At 59.5% G+C, this 14,915-nt stretch carries 11 protein-coding genes; 6 read left to right on the top strand and 5 right to left on the bottom strand.

Going from position 1 to position 14,915, the window contains the following annotated elements:
* Positions 1-6 precede the first annotated feature (6 nt).
* Complete coding sequence (locus Q4E11_RS04695; RefSeq protein ID WP_303164050.1) at positions 7-1,608, top strand: PucR family transcriptional regulator; 1,602 nt, start codon at positions 7-9, stop codon at positions 1,606-1,608.
* 54 nt (positions 1,609-1,662) lie between these two features.
* Here Q4E11_RS04695 and Q4E11_RS04690 read toward each other — a convergent pair whose 3' ends face one another.
* The 4 genes from Q4E11_RS04690 to gabT form a co-directional block, all read right to left on the bottom strand.
* The gene (locus tag Q4E11_RS04690) at positions 1,663-2,790 is read right to left on the bottom strand and encodes a CaiB/BaiF CoA-transferase family protein (protein ID WP_303164251.1); all 1,128 of its coding nucleotides are present in this window, start codon (positions 2,788-2,790) and stop codon (positions 1,663-1,665) included.
* A 29-nt stretch (positions 2,791-2,819) separates the two neighbouring features.
* Positions 2,820-4,277, bottom strand: a complete 1,458-nt coding sequence (locus Q4E11_RS04685) for an aldehyde dehydrogenase family protein (protein WP_303164046.1) — start codon at positions 4,275-4,277, stop codon at positions 2,820-2,822.
* Positions 4,274-5,440 (bottom strand): acyl-CoA dehydrogenase family protein, encoded by a 1,167-nt coding sequence (locus Q4E11_RS04680; RefSeq protein WP_303164044.1) that lies wholly within the window; start codon positions 5,438-5,440, stop codon positions 4,274-4,276. The genes Q4E11_RS04685 and Q4E11_RS04680 overlap by 4 nt, the downstream gene beginning before the upstream one ends.
* Positions 5,441-5,549: 109 nt before the next feature.
* A complete protein-coding gene (gene gabT / locus Q4E11_RS04675; RefSeq protein ID WP_303164250.1) occupies positions 5,550-6,881 on the bottom strand; it encodes a 4-aminobutyrate--2-oxoglutarate transaminase in 1,332 nt (443 codons plus the stop codon).
* A 483-nt stretch (positions 6,882-7,364) separates the two neighbouring features.
* On the opposite strand from gabT, the gene Q4E11_RS04670 reads away from it, so the two are divergent.
* Positions 7,365-8,897, top strand: coding sequence for an amino acid permease (locus tag Q4E11_RS04670; protein WP_303164043.1), 1,533 nt, complete (start codon positions 7,365-7,367; stop codon positions 8,895-8,897).
* Positions 8,898-8,975: 78 nt separating this feature from the next.
* Positions 8,976-9,593: a trimeric intracellular cation channel family protein gene (locus tag Q4E11_RS04665; RefSeq protein ID WP_303164042.1), complete on the top strand. Its 618-nt coding sequence runs from the start codon at positions 8,976-8,978 to the stop codon at positions 9,591-9,593.
* A 146-nt stretch (positions 9,594-9,739) separates the two neighbouring features.
* Here the strand turns inward: Q4E11_RS04665 and Q4E11_RS04660 are convergent, their stop codons facing one another.
* On the bottom strand, positions 9,740-10,627 hold the full coding sequence (locus Q4E11_RS04660; protein ID WP_303164041.1) for a fructose bisphosphate aldolase: 888 nt from the start codon (positions 10,625-10,627) through the stop codon (positions 9,740-9,742).
* A gap of 229 nt (positions 10,628-10,856) precedes the next feature.
* On the opposite strand from Q4E11_RS04660, the gene clpB reads away from it, so the two are divergent.
* From clpB to Q4E11_RS04645, 3 genes are all read left to right on the top strand, one after another.
* Positions 10,857-13,436, top strand: coding sequence for an ATP-dependent chaperone ClpB (gene clpB, locus Q4E11_RS04655; RefSeq protein ID WP_303164040.1), 2,580 nt, complete (start codon positions 10,857-10,859; stop codon positions 13,434-13,436).
* 217 nt (positions 13,437-13,653) lie between these two features.
* A complete protein-coding gene (locus Q4E11_RS04650) occupies positions 13,654-14,178 on the top strand; it encodes a hypothetical protein (protein WP_303164039.1) in 525 nt (174 codons plus the stop codon).
* Between the two features lie 60 nt (positions 14,179-14,238).
* Positions 14,239-14,886 (top strand): GNAT family N-acetyltransferase, encoded by a 648-nt coding sequence (locus tag Q4E11_RS04645; RefSeq protein WP_303164037.1) that lies wholly within the window; start codon positions 14,239-14,241, stop codon positions 14,884-14,886.
* Positions 14,887-14,915: the final 29 nt, after the last annotated feature.

Here is a 14,915-nt window from a genome sequence, read left to right as displayed (position 1 = left end):
TCGTTGATGAGACTGACCGTTGCATCGCTGGCACGCAGGCCAGAGCTGGGATTGACGCTTCTTACTGGCCAGGAGACTGCGCAGGCCACCCCAGTTGAGTGGGCTCACGCCATTGACCGGGAGGACTCGGACAAGTGGATTGCTCCCGGCACCCTCGTGCTGACCTCGGGCTATCAATTTCCCTCGGATAAAGAAGGGCAGATTGCCCACGTGGAAGCGCTGCATCGCGCAGGTGCTTGCGCGCTGGCGATTGACACCGGTGGTCGGTGGACTTCTGTACCGCAAGCGATCGTTGATTATGGCTTAACGACGGGCTTTCCAGTCATGTCTGTCGCTGCTACCACTGCTTTTTCCACTGTGGTGCGGGCCGTGGCGGAGGATATTGCTGAGGCTCGTGTCCAGCAATTAGCGGAGCTCAATCGAGCGCAGACAGAGCTGGTCACGTTATTGCTGCGCGGTGGGCTCGACGCAGTGGTGCAGCATTTGGCACAGGATCTCAATGCAACTGTCGTGGTTACTGATAGCCACGGTGACAAAGTGTCCATGTCGGTCAGTGATGATGCCCGGCAGGGCCGCCCTGGGCCGGGCCGGGATGATGATGCCCTTTTCCGTCGTGTAGCGCCGGAAGTCCTGTATACACCGCAGGTGGGCAGGTCCGTCATTCACCCGCGCGGCAGTCGGGTCATTGCGCCACTGCATGGTCAACTTGGCGGACATTTTAGCGCCAGCGCGGACTCCATCAGCAGCCGACAAGGGGCATTGATTGTCGATTCTGCGCGGAATTTCGATGAGCCTGACCGTTTCATTGTCAGTTTCGCAGCATCGATTATTTCGCTGTCGACATCGCGAAGTGCGACCGTACATGCGGCGGAAGAGCGATTGCGGCAGCAGTGCTTGATTCAAATTCTCAACGGTCAACAGCCGCTGCCCGAACAGCTTTCCCTCTTTGGAATCCGCGAAGATGCGCAGGTCACAGCGCTATTTATCACTGGCTTAGCCGCGGAGTCACACGATATGCTGCGGTTTTCGGAATCTCTGCGGGGACTCGGCTGGAACTATCTCTACGCGCTCAGGCCAGCGGAGGCGGGCTATGCCGTATTGGCGCAGGGCAGCCAGCGTCACAAGGTTGTGCGCACTGCAGTCAACACGCTCTACCAGCGGCTTCGTGTTGAAAACCCGCAGGTGCGAATCGGTATCGGCAGTGCTGGGGCATTATCGCATGCTGCGCTGTCCATGCGCCAGGCGCACATGGCGGTGCCGAAGAATCAGCTGGCCGTACCTGTACGCAGTGTCGAAGAGCTGCCGGCGCCGGATCTTATTTTGAGCACGCTGGCAGGCACTGAGGCAGTTAATTTGCTCACCGATGGTGCGCACCGCGCGCTTGCCGATCACGATGACGCGCACGGCACTGAGTTACTGGCGGCCACTCGCGCATTTATCGATACCAATGGTCGGTTTGAGGCGATGGCAAAAAGTCTTGGTATTCACCGCCAAACGGCCAAGAGCAGGGTGAATATGGTGGAAGATGTGCTCGGCAGAAGCATGGACGACCCCGATTTACGAGCTGAATTATGGCTCGCCTTCAAAGCCGCCCGCTTCCAAAGCTGAGGCCGCCGTACTCAGCCGCCCTAGCTCAGCCCAGTCGACACAGCCCCAGTGGCGCTACTGCAGCCGCGGCGGTGGTGTGCGATACGTCGCCGGTGTCGCCGAAAAAATCAGCGGATTGCGCACACTTGGCACACCATCGATTTCAACACGGGGAGCAAGTCCCAGCTCATCAGCAAAAGCGAAGGCCTCCTCCACATTGTTGACCGGCCCTGCGGGCACGCCGACGTCGGCAAGCAGCTCGAACCATTCCTGCGCGCCCTTGTGACTGAGCAGCTCAGTAATGATTTCCCGCAACTCCTCCCGATTTTCCACACGCGCGTGGTTAGTGGCGAAGCGCGGATCGCGCGCGAGCTCCGGCCGCCCTAACACCGCCGCAAAACGCACGAAGATGGAGTCATTGCCACCCGCCACAGCCAGCTTGCGGTCGGCAGTGGGGTAGACCTCGTACGGGCTTATCGACGGATGCCTGTTGCCCATTGGCCGCGCCACTTTACCGGCTCCCAAGAAGGCCGATGCCTGGTTGACCAGCGAAGACAGTGAACAAGACATGAGGTCGGTCTTGACCTGTTGCCCAACTCCGGTGCGCTCGCGGTGGCGCAGTGCCGCCATGATTCCAAATGCGAGGTGCAAGCCGGTGAGAACATCGACTACCGCCACACCGACTTTGACCTCCTCGCCGGGGCCGTTGCCGGTAACGGACATCAACCCGCCGACGGCTTGAACCACCAGGTCATAGCCGCCGAGCCGAGCGCCCTTGTCCTCACCGAAGCCCGACAGGGACGCGTAGATAACACCGGGGTTGTGCTTGGAAATCTCCTCGTAGCTGAGCCCCAACCGCGCCATTGTGCCCGGACGGAAATTCTCAATCACAACATCGGCACGTGCACACAGCTCGCGGGCGGCGGCCAGGCCGTCCTGACTGCTCAAGTCGATGGGAACCGAACGCTTATTACGGTTGACTCCGGCGAAGTAGGTCGACTGTCCGTCGGGACCGTAGGGAGGACCCCAGCTGCGAGTGTCGTCACCGATGCCCGGTCGCTCGACCTTGATGACCTCAGCACCTAAGTCCGCCATCATCATGGTGGCGTACGGCCCTGCCAGTACGCGGGAGAAATCCGCAACTACCAGGCCGTCGAGGGCGCCAGTGCTGGGCTTTCCAGCCGTTTCCGCCGTGTTCGCCATGTCCGGCTCTGGGGTGGAAGGCATTTCGGTCATCGAGGCCACCTCCCCAAGTACACCGTGGTGGTGTGGGTGAAAAACGCCCGAGCGGCACGGCCCTGCTCCTTCGGCCCCAGGCCAGAAGCACCAACGCCGCCGAAGGGTACGTGCGGATCTGCGCCGGCGGTCTCGGAGTTGACGTGCAAAATGCCAACATCCAGGCGGTCGACGGCATCGAAGGTCGCGGCCAGCGAGTCCGTAAACACGGCTGCGGATAGGCCATACTGACCACACTCAGCGGCATCGAAAGCCTCGGCGGCATCGTCAACTACGAGCAAACTGAGCACTGGAGCAAAGAGCTCTTCGTTCCACAATTGGTGATCGCGATTCGGAACCTGCACGATGGTCGGCTCGAGGAAGAAACCATCCTCGCAACCTGCAATCTGTGGAATGGCACCACCGGTCAGAATCTCAGCCTCGGATGACTGTACGGACTGAGTTAAGGTCTCGTGGACGTCGTCACGCGAACGGCGATCGACCATCGGCCCCATGGCGATGCCCTCTTGCAGCGGATCCCCCGTGACTCGGTCGGCGAGCTGACGCCGCAGCTCAGCGATGAAATCGTCGGCGATATCGCGGACGACCGCGACGCGCGAGGTTGCCGTGCACTTTTGACCGGTGGAGTTGAAAGCGCCATTGAGAACCTGTGTGGCGGCGTGCGGAAGATCCGCGTCTGCCAGCACGATTGCCGGATTCTTGCCACCCATCTCGGCCTGCACCGGGATTCCGACTGCGGCACACTGCGACGCGATGCTGCGGCCGACCGACGTTGAACCGGTGAACGTCAGTGCGCTGATACGTGAATCGGTGAGCATGGCTTCGGTGTCTCGGGAACGGGCGATGACCAGGTTCAATACCCCCTCGGGAAGTCCTGCCTCCGCGAGCGCCTGAGTTAAGCGCACCGCCAACAGCGGAACCGCCTGCGCCGGCTTCCACACAACCGTATTGCCGTGGATTAGCGCCGGTGCCACCTTCCATGCCGGAATGGCAATCGGGAAGTTGAACGGCGTAATCATGCTGACGACACCGACGGGCTTGCGAACAACCTCGATGCGCTCGCCGGGGCGAGGGGAATGGTAGATTTCGCCGGCTTCACGCACGGCCTCAGCAGCCTGGAATTCGAAAATGGAAGCGGCGCGGAGCACCTCGCCGATACCCTCTGGGGCGGTCTTGCCCTCCTCTGCGGAGAGCTCGCGGCCCCATACGTCAGAGTGGTCACGCAGGATTGCAGCTGCCCGCGAGAGAATCTGAGCGCGCCCCGCGTACGGAGTGGCTGCCCAACTGGTTGCGGCATCGGTGGCGGCGGCAATAGCGTCTTCGACCTGCGCGGCGCTTGCGAAGTTACCCATGGCCACGACCTTGCTCGGATATGCCGGGTTAACCGATTCGAGGTCCTCGCCCTGGCCATCAATCCAGGTGCCGTTGATGTAATTGCGAAGAGTTTCTGTCACCGGAATGCTGCCTTTCCGGTCAATGCATTACCCAGGATGAGCTGGTGCATCTCGGCGGTGCCCTCGTAGGTAAGCACGGATTCCAAGTTGTTGGCGTGGCGGATTGGGGAGTACTCAGTGGTGATACCAGAGGCACCCAGCAGCGTACGGCAGGTGCGAGCAATCTGGATTGCTTCACGAGTGGAGTTCAGCTTGCCCAGCGAGATGGACTCATGCGGCAGCTTGCCCTCGTCCTTTAGGCGACCGAGCTGGAGAGCCAGCAGGATACCCTTGTCCAGCTCAAGCACCATATCGGCCAGTTTTGCCTGAGTCAGCTGGTAGGAGGACAGTGGCTTGTCAAAGACCTCGCGCTCCTGGACGTAGGCCAGAGTCTGGTCGATGCAGTCGCGAGCAGCGCCGAGGGCACCGAACATGATGCCGAAGCGAGCCTCATTCAGGCAGGACAGCGGGCCACGCAGGGAATTGACCTCCGGCAGGCGAGCGGAGTCCGGCACGCGGACATTGTCCAGCACCAACTCTGAGGTGATGGAGGCGCGCAGCGACATCTTGCGCTCGATGTCGTGCGTGGTGAAGCCCGGGGTGCCCTTTTCTACGAGGAAGCCGGCGTAGCCGTCGTCAGTCTTTGCCCAGACCACGGCGACATCGGCAAGCGAACCGTTGGTGATCCACATCTTGGTGCCGGAGATGACCCAGTCATCGCCGTCGCGCTTTGCGTAGGTGCGCATGCCCGCTGGGTTGGAGCCGAAGTCCGGCTCGGTCAGCCCGAAGCAGCCGATGGCCTTGCCGGCGGCCATCTGCGGCAGCCAGTGCTTTTTCTGTTCCTCGGAGCCCCAGTGGTGGATGGCGAACATGGCCAGCGAGCCCTGTACGGAGACAAACGAGCGCAGACCTGAGTCAACGGCCTCGAGCTCCATGCAGGCCAGGCCGTATGCGACTGCGGAGGTACCGGCGCAACCGTAGCCGTCGAGATGCATGCCCAGCACGCCCATCTGGCCAAATACCGGACCCAGATCGCGTGGGATGGTGTGGTCTTCAAACCAGTCTTCAATATGCGGACGCAGGTCGCGGTCGCAGAACTCGCGCACAGTGTCGCGGATCTGGCGCTCCTCGAGAGTCAGCATGTTGTCCAGACCGATAAGCTGAGTGGGAGTAAAGGTAGCCATAGTAATTTTCACGCTCCTAGCTGCAGAAATATGTAAAACGTGGGGGCTTAAAGCCGTGACCCAGCCCCCTTAGAAAAAGAAAATTGGCTGGGGGAATGTCGGTTGGCTTTTAAGCTAATTGCTCGACGATGATGTCGAAGGCCTCATGCAAAAGTTCGTCCGAAATTGTCAGTGGTGGCAGGAAGCGCAGGACGTTTCCAAATGTTCCCGCAGTCAGGACCAGCACGCCGTGGTTTTCGCAGGCGCGCGCGACGGCAGCCACCTTCGCGGCATCGGGGGTCTTGTCCGAGTCGGGAACCACGATTTCGGCAGCAATCATGGCACCTCGACCACGCACATCGCCGATGGCCGGGTTGGTCTCTGCTGCGGCACGCAGGCGGGTGGTCATAATTTCGCCAATTTCACGAGCTCGCTTTGGGAGGTTGTCCTCCTCGCACTGTCGCAGCACCTCGAGGGCAGCAGCACAGGCGACCGGATTGCCGGCGTAGGTGCCACCGATACCGCCGCGGTGCGCGGCATCCATGATTTCAGCGCGGCCGACGACAGCGGAGATGGGCATACCACCGCCGAGCCCCTTGGCCAGGGTCATCAGATCCGGGACGATTCCCTCGTGTTCACAGGCGAACATGTCACCGGTGCGAGCGATACCGGTTTGCACCTCATCGGCGACGAAAAGAATCTGGCGGTCAGCACAGAACTCAGTCAGCTTCTTTATGAAGCCCGCTGGCGGCACGATGAAGCCGCCCTCACCTTGAATGGGCTCGAGCACGATACAGGCGATGTTGTCGGCGCCGACCTGCGCATCGACAATCAGCTTGAGCTGGTTCAATGCATTGTCGGCGGCCTGCTGCGGGGTGCCTGGGTAGCGGTAGGCGTATGGGCTCGGAGTGCGGTAGACCTCGCCTGGGAAAGGGCCGAAGGACTGCTTGTAGGGGTTGTTCTTGGCGGTCATCGCCATGGTCATGTTGGTGCGACCGTGGAAGGCGTGGTCAAAGACAACCACTCCAGGTTTTCCGGTGGCAGCGCGGGCGTACTTCACGGCATTCTCCAGCGCTTCGGCACCAGTGGAGAACAGCGCTGCGCGCTTTTCATGGTTGCCCGGTGTAATCTCGCAGAGTTTCTCACATACCGCCAGGTAGCCCTCGTACGGCTGGTTGAGGAAGCAGGTGTGCGTCAGACGCTGTGCCTGGTCGGAAATTGCGGCCGCTACCTTGGGGTTGGCGTTACCCACGGTAGTTGTGGCGATACCTGAACCGAGGTCAATCAGTCGATTGCCATCGACATCTTCAACGATGCCGCCACCTGCGCGGTAGGCCCAGGTTTGCTGGGAATACCCCAGCCCCTGCGGCAGCGCCTTGGCCGCGCGGGCGGTCAGAGCGCGGGAGCGAGGTCCTGGAATTTCGGTAGCGAGGTGACGGGATTGCTCAATTGCGCCATCGATGCGGACAGCGGCGGACTCGGCGGTAGCGCTATTGACGGTGGTTTCATGGCTGGTCAGCACTTCAGTCACGAGTTACTCCTTTCGACAGGGCTTGGCGTCCGGGCACATGGAAGGAGTATCAGGCGCGAGAGGTTTCTCCCGCTGACGAGCTTTATTAGGCATGTGCCCACAAGTGACGGCAAAAATCTGGAATTAGATTCCACACCAAAAGATGTGGTGCCCCTCACTTTGGGTGATGTGTAGTGTCGCACGCTATCGACAAAATGGGGAAAATATTTTGAGAATTTCGACAAAGCGGTGATTTTCACCACGGGCATTGACGTACTAATGTGAGGCCAATCACTTTGTATGGTGAAGTAATTACGTTGGTGTTGCGGTCTCCGCACTCGTCGTTAAGCGCGAAGGCGGTGCTTCGTAGGCGCCTAAACCGAAAACCTGCACGCGTTTTCAGCCAGTTTCCGCTGGTTGAGGGACGGGAGAGAAATGACAAGCGTTAGTCAAAAACCCGACAAGGTGCGACAGAAGTCGCGGCCAGCTCCAAGTCCTGGTGCAGATGCAGGCGCAGGCGCGAACTCCAGCACAGAGCTTCGCCCGGCACTGTCCAAGCGCCACCTGACCATGGTTTCCATGGGCGGCACAATCGGCGCGGGATTCTTCGTGGGCCTGTCGGGGCTCATCGTTGTTGCAGGTCCGGCGGCGATTGTCACCACTGCGGTTGCCGGCATAATCGTCTACCTGGTCATGCGTATGCTCGGCGAGATGGCCGTGGCAAGGCCGTCGACAGGCTCGTTCGTCGACTACGCCCGCATGGCGCTGGGGCGCTGGGGAGGCTTCGCGGCCGGCTGGCTGTACTGGTACTTCTGGGTCATCGTCGCAGGTATTGAAGCTGTTGTCGGTGGCGAACTGATTGCCCGGTGGGTGCCGTCGATTCCGCAATGGCTGACCTCGGTGGTCATTCTCGGCGCCATGGTCGCGGTCAATATGCTGTCGGTAAAGAGCTTCGGCGAGGCCGAATACTGGTTCGCCGGTATAAAAGTCGCGGTCATCGTCGCATTCATCATCGCAGGTGGCGCGTATGTCCTGGGGTTGTGGACGGGAGCGTCCGACCACGCCGCCGATGTCTCAAACCTCTGGCTTCACGACGGCTTCGTCCCCAACGGCGTCAGTTCCATCTTTGTCGGCGTGGTGACAGTGATTTTCTCCATGACAGGTGCCGAGCTTGTCACAATCGCGGCGGCGGAGTCCGCGCATCCTGCCGATGCTATTCGACGCACAACTCAAACCGTGGTTGTGCGAATCCTGGCCTTCTTCGTGATTTCTACCGCGCTGTTGGTGACTATCTTGCCGTGGGATGACTACCGGGCTGGCGTGTCGCCGTTCATCACGGCATTGGATGCGATGGGAGTGCCCGGAGCTGCGGATATTCTGAACTTCATCGTGCTGGTGGCGGTCCTGTCCTGTCTGAACTCGGGGCTGTATACCGCGTCGCGCATGATCTTTACGCAGGGGCGCAACGGCGATGCCCCGGCGTGGATGACTCGTGTCAATGGTCGGGGCGTGCCGACGGGCGGCATTCTCTTTTCCGCTCTCGTTGGCTTCATCTGCATTGGCGCGGGCTACATTTGGCCGGACACCATCTTCCTGTACCTGGTCAATTCCTCGGGTGCGGTGGTGCTGTTTGTCTACGTGCTCATCGGCATTTCGCAGATTAAGCTCCGTCCAGAGCTGGAACGTGAAGCGGCTGATCGCGGTGGCCTGAGTTTCAAGATGTTCGGTTGGCCCGTTGCGCCGGCATTGGTTACGGGATTGATTGTGGTGATTTTGCTGGCGATGGGTATTCGCACTGAGACCCGAGCTGAATTCCTGCAGTCCTTGGTCAGCCTCGCCGTGGTTGTCGGCATTGGTCTATTCCTGCAGAAGACCGGCATCAAGGGCAAGTATGAGGGGCTGCCGGCTGTGGCCAGTGGCGAGCCCGATAATTACTCGCCGGGTCGCGTCTACGAGAGCAGGCAGTAGAGTCGATTCGGCCGATAACGACAAACGGATTCGGCCGTAGTTCTGGCAAATGCGCCGCAGTCCTTTATATTTCTTATCATGCTGCTGCATATTCTCTGGGTCATCGGAATTACGGCTGAAGGCGTTACCGGCGCGCTGGCTGCGGGCCGAATGCGCATGGATCTCTTTGGGGTATCCACCATTGCCTGTATGACCGCAATTGGCGGTGGCACGCTGCGCGATGTCATCCTGGGGCACTACCCACTGGTCTGGGTCAAAAGCCCGCAGTATTTGCTAGTCATCGTCGGTGCGGCGCTCATTACGGTGTTGCTTGCGGACTTCCTGATGAAGCATTTCCGCACCGTCTTCCTCGTGGCCGATGCGATTGGTCTGTCGGCTTTTTCCATCATTGGCGCACGTGTCGCCATGGAGATGGGGCACGGCATCATCATTGCCATCGTGGGGGCGGTGCTCACCGGCGCCTTTGGTGGCGTGTTGCGTGACCTGATGTGTGACCGCGTGCCGCTGGTATTCCAAAAGGAGCTCTATGCTTCGATTGCGGTTGTGGCCGCGGCGCTGTACTACGTGCTCGACATGGTTGGACTGCACGAGAGCGTCAATATTGTCTGCGCAGTGCTGTCGGCACTGTTTATCCGCCTGGCCGCTATTTGGCGCGGCTGGTCGCTGCCAGTGTTCGATTACCAGGGGCGCGATTAGGAATCTCCGGGAAGCACTTGCGCCCGCCGGATGGTTAGAGAGTGCCGTCGTAAAGCAGGCGTAAAAGCAAGCGAAAGCTCCCGAACCGGAAAGTCGGTGCGGGAGCTTTTTATGTGCGCTTGAATATGCGTGAAAAGTGCGGGCTACTAGGAGATAGAAGCCTCGTAGATGCCCTTGACGGACTCGGCCATGGTTGCGTTGAACTCCTCGTCCGACTGCTGAGCGGACAGGCCCTCAGACAGAGCGCGGGAGAAGGAAGCAATCATGCCGTGGTTGCGGGACAGACGCTCGTTGGCATCGTCGCGCTCGTAGCCGCCGGACAGGGCGACAACGCGCATTACCTTCGGATGCTCAATCAGTGGCTTGTACAGGTCATCCTTGGTCGGGATGGAGACCTTGATCATGACCTTCTGGTCATCAGTGAGGTCATCCAGGCCAGCGAGCAGCTCGCGCAGGACGATGTCCTCAGCCTCAGCCTTGTCAGCAGCGTTGATGTCAACCTCCGGCTCCAGGATCGGAACCAGGCCGTGGGACAGAACCTGCTTGCCGAACTCGAACTGCTGAGCAATGTTGGCCTTGATGCCCTCTTCGTTTGCCTCAGCAATGAAGGAACGCATCTTGGTGCCGAAGATGCCCTTGGCGACACCGCGCTCCAGCAGCTCATCCAGGCCCGGGCACGGCTTCATCAGCTGGACGCCGTTTTCCTTCTCCGCCAGACCCTTGTCGGTCTTCAGGAAAGGAACGATGCCCTTCTTCTCCCACAGGTACTGAGCGGTTGGGATGCCCTCAATCTCGCGGTCCATGGTCTGCTCGAAGAGGATGGCACCAATAATCTGATCCGAGCTGAAAGACGGGGAGGTGATGATACGAGTACGCATCTGGTGAACCAGATCGAACATTTCATCTTCGTTCGAGTACTGGTCCTCGTTGATGCCGTACAGGCGCAGAGCCTTCGGGGTGGATCCACCGGACTGGTCGAGAGCGGCGATGAAGCCCTTGCCCTCGGTCATCTGACGTGCCTGCTCGATGTTCATTCGAGTCCTTTCGTGAGAGTGAAGGAATGTCTGTCCCCCAGGTTAACCAAATTGCCAGGGGTGCGCTGGGCGGGAGGTACTGAATTGGGGGAGGTCATTTCGGCGAAATATCAAGATGTGAGGTATATCACAAACATTAGTCTGGAAAATTGAAGTTGAGTGGAACAGACTCAAGGCTGAATGCGTTATGAGTAGTGAGCAACAAAGTTGAGTCAAAGGGGCGCAAGTTATGAGTTTTACACCAACAACTAAGACTGGAGAAGTTCTCCAGGAAGCTATGAAGGCTGCTACTAGTGCAGGCAACCCGGATATCCGTCCGGGCCATATTCTTGTCGCACTGCTGGAGCAGCAAGAGGGAATTGCATCCCCGCTGCTTGAGGCAGCGGGTGTTAATCCTGCGGGAGTTCTCACTCGTGCAAAGGAATTAGTCGCAGGTTATCCGTCGGCAAGCGGTGCCAATATGGCAAACCCGCAATTTAATAGGGACGCTGTCAATGCCCTGAATTCGGCGGAGGAACTGGCTGGCGAGCTGGGAGATGAATACGTCTCCACCGAGATTCTGCTTATTGGTGTGGCAACCGGTCAGTCGGATGCGGCAAATGTGCTGCAAACTGCGGGTGCTACTGCAGAGGCACTGAAGGGTGCGCTGACCAGCGTGCGCGGATCTAGGAAGGTTACAACGGAAAATCCGGAAGAGCAGTACCAGGCTCTGGAGAAGTACGCGACGGACTTAACCGCACGGGCACGTGAGGGCAAGATTGACCCTGTTATCGGCCGTGACGCGGAAATTCGCCGCGTTGTTCAGGTGCTTAGCCGTCGTACCAAGAACAACCCTGTGCTCATTGGTGAGCCGGGCGTTGGTAAGACGGCCATTGTAGAGGGCCTGGCGCGACGCATCGTCGCAGGTGACGTTCCGGAATCTCTGAAGGGCAAGACTTTGATGAGTCTTGATTTGGGCTCGATGGTCGCAGGTGCGAAGTACCGCGGCGAGTTCGAAGAGCGGCTCAAGGCTGTGCTGGATGAGATTAAGGAATCGGACGGCCAGATTATTACCTTCATCGATGAGATTCACACCATCGTTGGTGCTGGTGCAACCGGTGATGGATCGATGGATGCCGGCAATATGATTAAGCCGATGCTGGCCCGCGGTGAGCTGCGCTTGGTCGGTGCTACCACTCTGGATGAGTACCGCAAATACATCGAAAAGGATGCCGCGCTGGAGCGTCGTTTCCAGCAGGTCTTCGTCGGTGAGCCGAGCGTGGAGGATGCCATTGGTATTCTGCGTGGCCTGAAGGAACGCTACGAGGTGCACCACGGTGTTCGTATTCAGGACTCCGCGCTGGTGGCTGCAGCAACACTGTCGGATCGCTACATCACCTCGCGTTTCCTGCCGGATAAGGCCATTGACCTGGTCGATGAGGCAGCGTCAAGGCTGCGTATGGAGATTGACTCCTCGCCGGAGGAAATCGACACCGCAGAGCGCATTGTCCGCCGCCTAGAGATTGAGGAAATGGCGCTGGAGAAGGAAACTGACGCGGCCTCGAAGGAGCGCCTGGATAAGCTCCGCGAGGAACTGGCTGATGAGCGCGAGAAGCTCAACGCGCTGAAGACTCGCTGGCAGAATGAGAAGTCCTCGATTGAGGACGTCCGCTCGGTCCGTGAGGAGCTCGATGCGCTGCGCACTGAGTCTGAGAAGGCTGAGCGCGAAGGTGACTACGGTCGTGTGGCCGAGCTGCGCTATGGCCGTATCCCGGAGCTGGAGAAGAAGCTGGCAGCAGCGGAGGAATCAGTCGCCGATGCAGAGGAAAACTCCATGCTGAAGGAAGAGGTCACGCCGCAGGAGGTCGCTGAGGTTGTCTCCGCGTGGACCGGTATTCCGGCTGGCAAGATGATGCAGGGTGAGACCGAGAAGCTGCTGGATATGGAGCTTAACCTCGGCCGCCGCGTTGTCGGTCAGAACACCGCTGTGGAGGCGGTCTCGGATGCCGTTCGTCGTTCGCGTGCGGGTGTCGCAGACCCGAACCGCCCGACCGGTTCCTTCCTGTTCCTCGGCCCGACCGGTGTTGGTAAGACCGAGCTGGCGAAGGCGCTGGCGGAGTTCCTCTTCGACGATGAACGCGCGATGGTGCGTATCGATATGTCCGAGTACGGCGAGAAGCATTCCGTTGCACGTCTGATCGGTGCCCCTCCGGGATACGTCGGCTACGATGCAGGCGGTCAGTTGACCGAGGCTGTCCGTCGCCGTCCGTACACCGTCGTGCTTTTCGACGAGGTGGAGAAGGCGCACCCAGATGTGTTCGATGTGCTCCTGCAGGTTCTTGATGAAGGTCGCCTGACCGATGGGCAGGGTCGCACCGTGGACTTCCGAAACACGATTCTGATCTTGACCTCGAACCTCGGTGCTGGTGGCACTCATGAGCAGATCATGGATGCGGTGAAGATGGCCTTCAAGCCGGAGTTCATCAACCGTCTCGATGACGTTGTGATCTTCGATCCGCTGACAGCTGAACAGCTGCGCGGCATTGTGGATATTCAGGTTCGAAACCTCGCCGAGCGTCTGGCAGCTCGCCGACTGGTGCTGGATGTCGCTGATGAGGCACTGGACTGGTTGGCCGAGCGCGGTTACGACCCGGCCTACGGTGCACGTCCGCTGCGTCGTCTGGTGCAGAAGGCAATTGGTGATGAGCTGGCACGTCGCCTGCTGGCAGGTGACGTGCGCGACGGTGACCGCGTTGAGGTCACGGTGGCCGAAGATGGTGAGTCCCTGAAGATTGTCGGCTATGACGAGGCCGGTGTAGCTCGGGTTTAAGGCTCGGGTTTAGAGGTCGATTTAGAAAAGCTGGTTGGTATTGGCTGGTTAGGCTCGCTTGAGTGACCGGTGGAGCGGCCCGGGAGAGAGAAATCTCCTCCGGGTCGCTCTTTTGTATCTTGTGCCTGTTGCACGGCGTTGGTTTTCGCTCCTTGTTTTGCCATCATTTCGTCCTCGTGCCGCGCGGAAAAAGGGTTTCTACTTTATTCTTTACGTTGTGAAACGAATGTGGAACATCGTGGCCACCACAGCCTGCACCGCGGTACTGGCGCTGAGTGCAAGTGCATGTAGTTCTGGCGGCGAAGTGGAAAACGCCGATGCTCTCCCAGGTACTAGTCAGAATCAGACCTCCAATGCAGCCGACCAGGCTACTTTGACCTCGGGCGAAGAAGGGGCCGTTCCCACCGAGCTGTCCCCGAAAGGGAAAGAGGTTTCGACAACCTCGACAGATGGGTCAGTTACGGTCACCGGGTATGCCACATCGCTTTCGCATGGGGATCCCAAGATCGTCGTAACGTGGAAATCCAACTCCAGCCGCAGCAATTGCGATGTCACGCTCACACGAGAAGATCCGCGTGGATATCTTTTGAACGTGTATGAGAGCGCCGAATGCTCTGGCACGCAGGAGTTTGGGCTGGTCTCCGGGCTTGGTGAAGATGCCAGCGATGTTCCCGGGGTTCACAACGTCGCCGTTTTAGGCTTCGACGAACTCATTGCGCTGGGTGTCGACGTTCCCGTGTAGTGCCATATGAAAACTGACTGCGTCCGGCGCGTTCAGGGGACGCCGGTATAGTGCGCAAATATGACTAATTTCCAGTGGCGCCCAGCAGTAGAATCCGACCGCCCATTCATCGCTTGGATGGACGAGCTGACGGAAACATTCGGCGACGAAAGCCAGCCGCTTCCCGCCGATTACGCGCAAACGCGGCTACGCTACGTCGATCAGTGGGACGCGCGCCAGGGCGGGGTCATCCTAGTCGCCACATCGCTTGACGACGCCGACTACGAGTCGCTCAGCGCTGATATGACCCGTGTGGACCCGTTTGAGCCAGGCGTTTCTCGCGAGGATGTGTTCAGCGCGGCGGCCATTAAGAAATTGTGGGATGGGCGCGGGGATTCGTCGTCAAGCGAAAACGAAAATGAACTCGAGGTACCGGTGGGGGCGGCATGGCTGCGCCTGTTTTCGCACGAAGACCCTGGTTATGGCTTTGTCGAGGACGGAATTCCAGAAGTGGCGATTGCGCTGCGGCCGGGTGCTGTGGGCAGGAGGCTGTCGCAGCCGATGATTGCGGGGCTGATTGAGCATGCGCGCGCGATGGGGTATCCGGGCGTGAGCCTGGCGGTGCATGATGCGAATCCGCGGGCGGCGAAGGCCTATGTGAAGGCGGGGTTTGAGCTGGTGGGGCGCTCGAGTTTCCCGGATCATGATGTGATGGTGTTCCGCTTCTAGAGGGGGCGCGTTCTGGGGAGGGGCGTGCG

It is taken from the genome of Corynebacterium sp., from assembly GCF_030532195.1.
GTDB lineage: Bacteria > Actinomycetota > Actinomycetes > Mycobacteriales > Mycobacteriaceae > Corynebacterium.
Note: the sequence above shows the minus strand (reverse complement) of the source record. Positions and strands in the feature narration are given on the sequence as shown.

Excerpts from the sequence above, each read along its gene's own strand:
- Q4E11_RS04690 (WP_303164251.1), bottom strand. The coding sequence starts at position 2,790 with ATGGCGAACACGGCGGAAACGGCTGGAAAGCCCAGCACTGGCGCCCTC.
- Q4E11_RS04660 (WP_303164041.1), bottom strand. The coding sequence starts at position 10,627 with ATGAACATCGAGCAGGCACGTCAGATGACCGAGGGCAAGGGCTTCATC.
- Q4E11_RS04665 (WP_303164042.1), top strand. The coding sequence starts at position 8,976 with ATGCTGCTGCATATTCTCTGGGTCATCGGAATTACGGCTGAAGGCGTT.
- Q4E11_RS04670 (WP_303164043.1), top strand. The coding sequence starts at position 7,365 with ATGACAAGCGTTAGTCAAAAACCCGACAAGGTGCGACAGAAGTCGCGG.
- Q4E11_RS04695 (WP_303164050.1), top strand. The coding sequence starts at position 7 with ATGAGACTGACCGTTGCATCGCTGGCACGCAGGCCAGAGCTGGGATTG.
- clpB (WP_303164040.1), top strand. The coding sequence starts at position 10,857 with ATGAGTTTTACACCAACAACTAAGACTGGAGAAGTTCTCCAGGAAGCT.
- Q4E11_RS04645 (WP_303164037.1), top strand. The coding sequence starts at position 14,239 with ATGACTAATTTCCAGTGGCGCCCAGCAGTAGAATCCGACCGCCCATTC.
- Q4E11_RS04680 (WP_303164044.1), bottom strand. The coding sequence starts at position 5,440 with ATGGCTACCTTTACTCCCACTCAGCTTATCGGTCTGGACAACATGCTG.